Annotated in this window: 9 protein-coding genes; 5 read left to right on the top strand and 4 right to left on the bottom strand. The window is 68.3% G+C overall.

The genetic code is table 11. The features are described 5' to 3' along the window. Positions 1-550: 550 nt before the first annotated feature. Together QW863_RS14490 and QW863_RS14485 are read right to left on the bottom strand one after the other, a co-directional pair. Positions 551-2575: a YgiQ family radical SAM protein gene (locus QW863_RS14490; protein WP_315713665.1), complete on the bottom strand. Its 2025-nt coding sequence runs from the start codon at positions 2573-2575 to the stop codon at positions 551-553. Between the two features lie 132 nt (positions 2576-2707). Further along, positions 2708-3394 carry a hypothetical protein gene (locus QW863_RS14485; protein ID WP_315713666.1) on the bottom strand — a complete coding sequence of 229 codons (687 nt, stop codon included), beginning with the start codon at positions 3392-3394 and terminating at the stop codon, positions 2708-2710. A 106-nt stretch (positions 3395-3500) separates the two neighbouring features. Between QW863_RS14485 and QW863_RS14480 the strand changes: the two genes are divergently transcribed. From QW863_RS14480 to QW863_RS14465, 4 genes are all read left to right on the top strand, one after another. Further along, positions 3501-4196, top strand: a complete 696-nt coding sequence (locus tag QW863_RS14480) for an HAD-IA family hydrolase (RefSeq protein WP_315713667.1) — start codon at positions 3501-3503, stop codon at positions 4194-4196. Between the two features lie 149 nt (positions 4197-4345). Then, a complete protein-coding gene (locus QW863_RS14475; protein ID WP_315713668.1) occupies positions 4346-4810 on the top strand; it encodes a hypothetical protein in 465 nt (154 codons plus the stop codon). A 131-nt stretch (positions 4811-4941) separates the two neighbouring features. After that, positions 4942-5772 (top strand): hypothetical protein, encoded by an 831-nt coding sequence (locus QW863_RS14470; protein ID WP_315714356.1) that lies wholly within the window; start codon positions 4942-4944, stop codon positions 5770-5772. 23 nt (positions 5773-5795) lie between these two features. Continuing rightward, complete coding sequence (locus QW863_RS14465; RefSeq protein WP_315713669.1) at positions 5796-6626, top strand: type 1 glutamine amidotransferase; 831 nt, start codon at positions 5796-5798, stop codon at positions 6624-6626. A gap of 5 nt (positions 6627-6631) precedes the next feature. Here the strand turns inward: QW863_RS14465 and QW863_RS14460 are convergent, their stop codons facing one another. Beyond that, the gene (locus QW863_RS14460) at positions 6632-7342 is read right to left on the bottom strand and encodes an LrgB family protein (protein WP_315713670.1); all 711 of its coding nucleotides are present in this window, start codon (positions 7340-7342) and stop codon (positions 6632-6634) included. Beyond that, positions 7317-7736, bottom strand: a complete 420-nt coding sequence (locus QW863_RS14455; RefSeq protein ID WP_315713671.1) for a CidA/LrgA family protein — start codon at positions 7734-7736, stop codon at positions 7317-7319. The genes QW863_RS14460 and QW863_RS14455 overlap by 26 nt, the downstream gene beginning before the upstream one ends. 111 nt (positions 7737-7847) lie before the next feature. Between QW863_RS14455 and QW863_RS14450 the strand changes: the two genes are divergently transcribed. Beyond that, positions 7848-8729, top strand: coding sequence for a LysR family transcriptional regulator (locus QW863_RS14450; RefSeq protein WP_315713672.1), 882 nt, complete (start codon positions 7848-7850; stop codon positions 8727-8729). Positions 8730-9004: the final 275 nt, after the last annotated feature.

Raw genomic sequence — 9004 nt, 5'->3', positions numbered from 1 at the left:
CTTGCCCCGCGTTGACCGTTTCTTTCGAATGCCCATCGCAACCTCCTCATCGAGTGTTGCGACGACCAATTGAATCCACCGGGTCGTCCGGCTGGACCTGTGGTACCTGCCGCCTGCATTTTTTTCTGCAGGCGGGCCACGGGCCTCAGTCGAGGTCCGGTCTTCCCCGCGCCCTCTCGTTGGTCGAGGGCGATGTCGGCAGCATGACCCGGGCGCGGATGCGCCGCGGGGCTGCGGTGGGCTGTTTGCAAACATCGTGGAGTGGATGCGGTGGTAGGGGGCGCGGATGCGTCATGCGCGCCGGCGCTTGCGATGCGTGTGAGACGGAGTGGCGGCCCTACAAACTCAATGTCGTCCCGGCCTTGAGCCGGGACCCACAACCACAGGCGGTCGTATGAGGCAGGCTGGTGGCTCAGAGCGTGCCCAACACGTCTCCCTGTGGTTATGGGTCCCGGATCTTCGCGCGCGATGCGCGCTCGTCCGGGACGACAGCGGAGGGTGGAATGGGCTGCGTGCCGTACTACGAGGCCGAAGCCGTTACCAACCCGAACTACTTCCTGATCTTCACGCCCTTGGTCGTGAAACGCTGCGGTCGCTGCTCCGGGCGCACCGGCCGCCGTGTCGTTGCGGCCTTGCCGGTGCCGGGCGGCTGATGCGCCGGCACCAGCTGGTCCGGACGGGAGCCGATCAGGTCGGCGCGGCCCATCGCGCGGAGCGCCTCGCGCAGCACCGGCCAATTGTCCGGATCGTGATAGCGCAGAAACGCCTTGTGCAGCCTTCGCTGCTTGAGGCCCTTGATGGCCTCGACCTTGTCACTGCCGCCGTGACGCACGCCGCGCAGCGGGTTGACGCCGGTGTGGTACATCGCCGTTGCGGTCGCCATCGGCGAGGGCAGGAAGGTCTGGACCTGATCGGCGCGGTAGCGGTTGCGCTTGAGCCACAGCGCGAGGTTCATCATGTCCTCGTCTGACGTGCCGGGGTGCGCGGCGATGAAATACGGGATCAGATAGTACTTCTTGCCGGCCTCCTTGGCGGCGGCGTCGAACATCTGCTTGAAGCGGTCATAGCTGCCGATGCCCGGCTTCATCATCTTGTCGAGCGGGCCGCGCTCGGTATGCTCCGGCGCGATCTTCAGGTAGCCGCCGACATGATGCGTGACCAGCTCCTTGATGTAGGCCGGGCTCTCGACGGCGAGGTCGTAGCGCACGCCGGAGGCGACCATCACGCGCTTGACGCCCTTGACCTCGCGCACCTTGCGATAGAGCCGGATGAGATCGTCATGCGAGGTGTTTAGGTTCGGGCAGATCTCCGGAAACACGCAGGACGGCCGGCGGCAGGCGGCCTCGACCTTGGGGTCCTTGCACGCCATCCGGTACATGTTGGCGGTGGGGCCGCCGATGTCCGAGATCACGCCGGTGAAGCCCGGTGTCTTGTCGCGGATGCGCTCGATCTCCTGCAGGATCGAGCCTTCCGAGCGGCTCTGGATGATGCGGCCCTCGTGCTCGGTGATCGAGCAGAAGGTGCAGCCGCCGAAGCAGCCGCGCATGATCGTCACCGAGAACTTGATCATGTCCCAGGCCGGGATCTTGGCGTTGCCATAGGACGGATGCGGCGCGCGGGCATAGGGCAGATCGTAGACGCTGTCCATCTCCGCCATGGTCAGCGGGATCGGCGGCGGGTTGAGCCAGAGGTCGCGGTCGCCATGACGCTGCACCAGGGGACGCGCATTGCCCGGATTGCTCTCCCGGTGCAGCACGCGCGAGGCGCGGGCATAGGCTTCCTTGTCCGCCTCGACCTGCTCGCAGGACGGCAGCCGGACCACGACGTCGCCCTTCTCGCGCGCAGCGCCTTCGTCGGCGGAGTCGAGATCGTCGGCATGCAGCTCGACAAAGCCTTCGGGCACTTTCCGGAACAGCGCGGTGCCGCGCACCGACTGGATGTCCTTGGGCGCTTCGCCGCCGGCGATCCGATGCGCGACCTCGATCACCGCACGCTCGGCATTGCCGTAGATCAGGATGTCGGCCTTGGCGTCGGCCAGCACCGAGCGGCGCACCTTGTCGGACCAGTAGTCGTAATGCGCGATGCGGCGCAGCGACGCCTCGATGCCGCCGAGCACGACGGGCACGTCCTTGAACGCCTCGCGGCAGCGCTGCGCATAGACCAGCGTGCAGCGGTCCGGCCGCCTGCCGCCTTCGCCATTGGGCGTATAGGCGTCGTCGCTGCGGATGCGGCGATCGGCCGTGTAGCGGTTGACCATGGAGTCCATGTTGCCGCCGGTGACGCCGAAGAACACGCGCGGCCTACCGAGCGCCTTGAACGGCTCGGCGGAGTGCCAGTCGGGCTGCGAGATGATGCCGACGCGAAAGCCCTGGGCCTCGAGCAGCCGGCCGATGATCGCCATGCCGAAGGAAGGATGGTCGACATAGGCGTCGCCGGTCACCAGCACGATGTCGCACGCGTCCCAGCCGAGCGCGTCCATCTCCTTGCGGCTCATCGGCAGGAACGGCGCAGGCTTGAGGTCCGCGCGATGGCGCGGCCAGGAACTCAGCGGTGGGGCGGTGAGGGCGATGTTCATCGCCCACGCATAGAGCCGCGGCGCTGCGAGTTCAACCGAAGCCCCGGTCGCAGGCGAGGGCAGGTGGTCAATTTGTCCGGAATGGTTCCCGCGGCGTTGCGCGGCCGACCTGACGTCGCGGTTCCTGCCGTCTCAGTTGAGGTGATGCGACGCGCCGTTGCGGCGCTTGAGCCAGCCATGGCCGAAATAGGCCAGCAGCGCGGCTGCGGCAAGCATGATCCACATCGAGGGCATCTTCGAGCGCGGGCTGCTGCCGGCCTCGCCGACCGTGACCGGCGCCATGCCGGGCTCGGTCATCGACACCAGCCGCAGGCCGGCGGCGTCGGTCGCGCGCCGCATGTCGGCGATGGCGGAGTGGGGCAGCGGGTCGGACGCGAACAGCCGACCTGTCGCCGGTGCGTCGGACGCGGCGAGGTCGCTCGGCGGCGGCTCCATCGAAGACTGCGCGGCCTGGGTGCCGGAGGGCAGCTGCGCAAAGGAGTTCAGGTTCGCCGGCCGATGCGGCTTCGGTCCGTGCTGCGCCATCCGGTCCGGCTTCTCGGCCTTGTCCATCTTCTTCGGCGTCATGCTCTGCGGCACCGCGACCCGCACCTGCGGCCGCGAATAGGACGCCGGCTGGGTGACGGCCAGCATGCGGTCGGACCAGGCCATATAGGCCTTGCAGAGATCGTTGCAGTACTGGCCGTTGACCATGTCGCCGTTGGCGGAGCCGGCCTGCGCGGCGCCGGGCGCGGCAATGCAGATGACGGAGACCAGCGCGGCGGCCGCTCCGAGCCTCGACGATGTCAAAACAGGCAATGCGCTCAACTGGCCGATCATCGCAATTTCCCCCGTCGCGGTTTCACGCCGTTTGAGGAATAACGACAGCTGGTCTGGTCGAGAGTTGGATCAGATCGCGTCAACATCCGGATGAGTTGAGGTCAATTTGCTGATGCGAGGCGTTATCAATAAAAGGGGGCGGGCTTTGCTGTTCGACATCGACGGCACGCTCGCTGATACCGATGCGCTGCATCTGCAGGCCTTCAACGCGGTGTTCGGGCCATATGGCCATGCGTTCGACCGCGCGCGGGCGGCACGCGAACTGCTCGGCCGATCCAATTTGTCGATCTCCGCCCAATTTCTGCCCGATGAGCCGCCCGAGCGGCGCGCGGCGGTCATGGCGCAGAAGGAGGAGGTGTTTCGCAGCCTCGCCGCCGGCGCGGTGCAGCCGCTGCCGGGCCTGACGGTGCTGCTCGATCGGGCCGCGGCGGCTGCGATACCCATCGTGGCCGTCACCAACGCGCCGCGGGCCAATGCCGAACTGATCCTGCACGGGCTCGGCTTGGCGGACCGATTTCGCGCCGTGGTCATCGGCGACGAACTGCCGCACGGCAAGCCGCACCCGCTGCCCTATTTGGAAGGCCTGCGCGCGATCGATGCCGTGCCGGAACGGTCGGTCGCCTTCGAAGATTCCCGCGCCGGCATCGCGGCGGCGACGGCGGCCGGCATCGCCACCGTCGGCATGCGCACCAATCTCGGTCACGACGAGCTGATCGCGGCGGGCGCGGCGCTGACCGCGGCGGCGTTCGACGAGGCCGACGTGCTGGATCTGGTGATGGCCCGGCTGGGAGGGAGATTGTGAGCGACGCGTCGCCATCCGGCGACAATGCCGCCTGCGGCGGAGCTGACATGTCGCTGACATCGGGCAACAGCTTGCGGTCACCGCGCTTGCGCCATGGTGTCGACGAACGCGGCCGCCGGGTTGGCCGTGACGAGATCAAGGTGAGACGCATGCGCAAGTTGTTGATCGCGGCCGGCCCCTCGGAACAGCCGTTCCGGCTGATGTTGCAGGTCGATGACGAGGGATCAGCATCCAATCAGCGCGGCCGTCGCGCCAGCGGAGCCGGGCGAGCCAAGCGCGCCGATGGCCGCGCCAAGCGTTCGGCCCGGCCGTTTCGCTGGGCGCAGCCGTCGCGCGCAATGGCCGCCATCCTTCGCGGCTTGCGGGCGACGCTGCTGGCGCTCTCTCCCGTGGAGGTCCGGAGCGATGTGAGCGTACGCCGGGAGGCCTTGCGGGACATGTCGCCGGTTGTGCCGCGGCTACGCGCCGTCAGCGGCTGCGGAGGAGCGCGCGAGGTCGCCGCCGTGCCGGCCGGCGCGCTCAATGCGATGGTCTGCGCTGCGGCCACGCCGCGCCATCACGTCCGGTCGATGGAGACGCCGCGTGCCCAGCGCCGGCGGCTGCGCGCCTGCTGATCGCATCACCGCATGGGTGCCCTGCATGCACCGTCCGTCGCACCTTGCTTGTCCGCAGCCCGATGCCGTGATTGAAACGGACGGTGCGCGCCAGGTTCGCTGTGCTCGCCTCGCAGAAGGACGGATCGATCATGTTCGTGGCGCGTGTCCTGCCGATGGCCGCCGCCTTTCTCTGCGCGACCGCCGTGCTCGCGGCCGACAAGCCCGGCGAGACCAGGGGTACGGTGCTGGAGCCGTCGCCGGCCAATCTTGCGCTGACCTGGAGCCGGGCCAACCTGGTGTTGCCGGCGACACTCGCCGGCGGACGGCGCTGGGAGGGCCGTGCGGAGGACGCGCCCGACGTGATCGGGATCGCGCCGCTCGTGATCGTGATGCACGGGTCGAGCGGCGTCGCGCCGGCGGTGAAGGAGTTCCAGGCCTGGCTCGCCGACGAGCTCGGAGTGGCATCGGTGGCGCCCGACAGCCTCGCGATTCCCGACCGGCTGACCTACACCTCGCCGGTCGACGTCGCGACCTATGAGCACGTCCACGCCTTGCGGCTGGCCGAGCTGGAGAACGCGCTGAAGGCGTCGCGCGACTGGAGCTGGGTCGACCGGCTGCGGATCGTGCTGGCGGGCACCAGCGAGGGCGCGGTGGCGGTCGGCCGCTACGCCGGCAAGGACGTGGCGGCGCGGCTGATCTATTCGTGGTCGTGCGAGGACAACTACTTCGTCACCGCGCCCGGGCTCGGCATCGGCCCGACCGAGCCGGTGCTGAACGCGATTTCGGCGCGCGATCCCTATTTCTCGGCCGCCAATCCCTGGAACAAGGACCGCGCCGTCACCGGCTCCTGCGCCGCCGCGCTCAAGGACGATGCGAAGGCGGAGGTGATGGTGATCGATGCCGACGTCCATACGATCCTGAACCGGCCGGAGGTGCATGAGCGGAGCGCGCGATTCCTGCGCGGCGCGTTGGATCCGTGATCGGGCGGGCGGAGGTTTGACGAGTGCTGAGACTGCTCGTGCTCGAAGGCAACTCGCTGGACGGCCGGCGCCGCTGGGCCGAGGTCGCGGGCGCGACGCCGTCGGAGAGCTACGCGGCCGTGCTGCGCGCACTCGCGCCGGACGCGGCGATCGACATCGCCACGCCCGCCGATGCCGATGCGCGCCTGCCGCAGCCGATCGAGGCCTATCAGGGCATCGTCATCACGGGATCGGCGCTCAATATCTATCAGCGCGAGCCGGAATCCCTGCGTCAGATCGAGCTGGTGCGCGCGATCTTCGCGCAGGGCGTGCCGATGTTCGGCTCATGCTGGGGACTTCAGCTCGCCAGCGTCGCGGCCGGCGGCGAGGTGTCGCTCAATCCGGCCGGCCGCGAGGTCGGCTTCGCGCGCAAGATCGCGCTGACGGAGGCGGGCCGCGATCATCCGATGCATGCGGCGCGGGGCGCCGTGTTCGATGCCCCGGCGATCCATAGCGACATCGTCACCAGGCTGCCGCCGGATGCGACGGTCACCGCACGCAACGCGATGAGCGAGGTGCAGGCCGCGGAGATCCGCAGCGGCCGCGGCCGGTTCTGGGGCGTGCAGTATCATCCCGAATTCAGCCTGCAGGACGTCGCCTGGGTGCTCCGCCGCATCGGCCAGCCGCTGGTCGAGGAGGGCTTCTTCGCCGCTCCGGCCGAGCTCGAGCGTTACGCCGCCGATCTCGCGATCCTGCACCACGACCGTGCCCGGCGCGACATTCTGTGGCGGCTGGGGCTCGACCAGGACGTGGCGAATGACGGGATGCGGCAGACCGAGATCAGCAACTGGATCGCCTCGCTCGCACGGGGCTGAGCGCGCTACCGCATGAACTGAATGATGAGCGGCGCCAGCGCCACGTTCATCAGCCCGACCAGCACCATCACGAGGCCGGCGACCGCGCCCTCCTCGCGACCGATCTGGTTGGCGCGCGCGGTACCCGCGCCGTGCGCGCCGACGCCAAACAGTGCGCCCTTGGCCAGCGTCGAGCGCAGCGGCAGCCGCGCGAGCACGAGGTCGCCGACGGCGGCTCCGATGATGCCGGTAAGCACGACGAACACGGCGGTGAGATCGGGGATGCCGCCGATCTCGCCGGAGACTTCCATCGCGAATGGCGTGCTGATCGAGCGCGGCAACAGGCTCAGACGCAGCTCGCCATCGATGCCGAGGACATAGGCCAGTGCCCAACTGGTCGCCACCGCGGTGAGGCTCCCCGCGACCATGCCGGCCAGCAGCAGCGGCCAGCGGCGGCAGATCAGCGCCCGCTGCTCATAGATCGGCACGGCGAAGGCGACGGTGGCCGGGCCGAGCAGCGCCACCAGCCAATGCGTGCCGCGGATGTAGTCGCGATAGGAGACGTTGAGCGCGAGCGCTGCGATCATCAGCAGTGCTGGCGCCACCGCGAGCGGCATCAGCCACCAGCGCGGCCAGCGCCGGTGCATGCGCTTGGCGAGCACATAGAGCAGGATCGTCGCGAGCGACCAGACAGCCGCCTGGATCAGCGGCTCACGCCACAGCGCGGCGAGGGTCATGACGCTCGGTCCAACGGTAGCAGAGGTCGATCGTGAGCGCGGTCACGCACATCACGGCGGTGGTGCTGACGACGATCAAGGCAAAGATCTTCAGGCCAAGCAGGCCGAACAGCTCGCGATGGTCGAGCAGCGCCAGCACCGCCGGCACGAAGAACAGCAGCATCTCGGCGAGCATCCAGTTCGCGCCGCGCTTCATGCTGGCGACCTTCAGCCCGCCGGCCAGGAACAGGGCGAGCGCGAGTGCCATTCCGATGATGCCGCCGGGCAATGGCAGCCCGGTCGTCCGGGCCAGCGCCTCGCCGACAGCCCAGAACAGGCCGAGCAGGCCGATCTGCACCAGTCGGTTGCGGCGGAACAGGCGATGGACCCCAATGGAAATGTTGCGATGCATCATGTGGCGGCGTCCAAAAAGTGATCGTGCTTTCAAGGTATGCCGCATCGCAGCATGTAGAAAGCGAATTGAATGAATGGTAATAAGTCCAAAATAGAATACTAGGGCGCGATTATGGAACTCCGTACCCTCAGGACCTTCGTCGAGGTCGTCCGGCAAGGCGGCTTCTCCCAGGCCGCCAAGGTGGTGTTTGCGACCCAGTCGACCGTGAGCAAGGCCGTCAAGCAGCTCGAGGACGAGCTTGGATTGCCGCTCTTGGACCGGCTTGGCCACAAGAGCCGCATGACAGCGGCTGGCGAGATCGTCTATCGCCGTGCGATCCGGCTGCTGACGGAGCGCGATGATCTGCAGGCGGAGCTCGCCGAGCTGCGCGGCTTGAAGCGCGGCGTGCTGCGCCTCGGCCTGCCGCCGATCGGATCGAGCACGCTCTTCGCGCCGTTGTTCGCGCTCTACCGCCAGCTTCATCCGGAGATCGAGATCCGGCTGGTGGAGCACGGCAGCGACCGGCTCAGCGAATTGCTGGCTGCAGGCGACATCGATTTTGCCGGCCTGCTGCCGCCGATCGCCGATGAGTTTGCCGCGCAGATCGTGCGCCGCGAGCCGCTGATGGCGCTCGTTTCTGTCGAGCATCCGCTGGCCCGCCGCGCGACGATCACGCTCGCCGAGCTGCGCGACACGCCGTTCGTGCTGTTCGAGGCCGGCTTCGCACTCAACCGCATCCTCCGCGAGGCCTGCCGCCGCAACGGCTTCGAGCCGGTTGTGGCCGCGCGCAGCACGCAGATCGATTTCATCGCCGAACTCGCCGGCGCCGGTCTCGGGGTTGCCTTTCTGCCGCGCATGATTGCGACCCAGCGCACGCAGGTGCCGATCAGTCTCGTGCTGCTCGACGAGCCCGGCACCGAATGGACGCTGGCGATGGCCTGGCGTCGTGGCGCCTATCTCTCGCCGGCCGCGGCGGCGTGGCTCCGGCTGGTGCGTGAGCGCGGCGAGGCGTGAACATGAGTGCGACGATGGCGCTTCATCTGTAAGGGACGTGCGGCGAGACGGTCGGTGTCGCCATGGCGATTGGCGAGGACCTGAGCTCTACGCACAACTCGCAACGATCGAACACCTGTCGCAACGCCGCGAAAGCGCGAGCCCGGAGAGGCGACCTCGGACGTGCGGATGGGAACGGCAGGAGCTGACGACGATTGCCTCTGCGCGCTGTCTCGTTGATCTGCGCTCCCACAGGCTGACGTCCCGTGCGTGACTGAGTGCGCGGGAACCAGGGG

Source organism: Bradyrhizobium sp. SZCCHNR1017, assembly GCF_032381375.1.
In the GTDB taxonomy this organism is placed as follows: domain Bacteria; phylum Pseudomonadota; class Alphaproteobacteria; order Rhizobiales; family Xanthobacteraceae; genus Bradyrhizobium.
The sequence above is the reverse complement of the archived record's forward strand: the minus strand, read 5'-3'. Positions and strand labels throughout refer to the sequence as shown.

Excerpts from the sequence above, each read along its gene's own strand:
- QW863_RS14490 (WP_315713665.1), bottom strand. The coding sequence starts at position 2,575 with ATGAACATCGCCCTCACCGCCCCACCGCTGAGTTCCTGGCCGCGCCAT.
- QW863_RS14485 (WP_315713666.1), bottom strand. The coding sequence starts at position 3,394 with ATGATCGGCCAGTTGAGCGCATTGCCTGTTTTGACATCGTCGAGGCTC.
- QW863_RS14475 (WP_315713668.1), top strand. The coding sequence starts at position 4,346 with ATGCGCAAGTTGTTGATCGCGGCCGGCCCCTCGGAACAGCCGTTCCGG.
- QW863_RS14470 (WP_315714356.1), top strand. The coding sequence starts at position 4,942 with ATGTTCGTGGCGCGTGTCCTGCCGATGGCCGCCGCCTTTCTCTGCGCG.
- QW863_RS14460 (WP_315713670.1), bottom strand. The coding sequence starts at position 7,342 with ATGACCCTCGCCGCGCTGTGGCGTGAGCCGCTGATCCAGGCGGCTGTC.
- QW863_RS14455 (WP_315713671.1), bottom strand. The coding sequence starts at position 7,736 with ATGATGCATCGCAACATTTCCATTGGGGTCCATCGCCTGTTCCGCCGC.
- QW863_RS14450 (WP_315713672.1), top strand. The coding sequence starts at position 7,848 with ATGGAACTCCGTACCCTCAGGACCTTCGTCGAGGTCGTCCGGCAAGGC.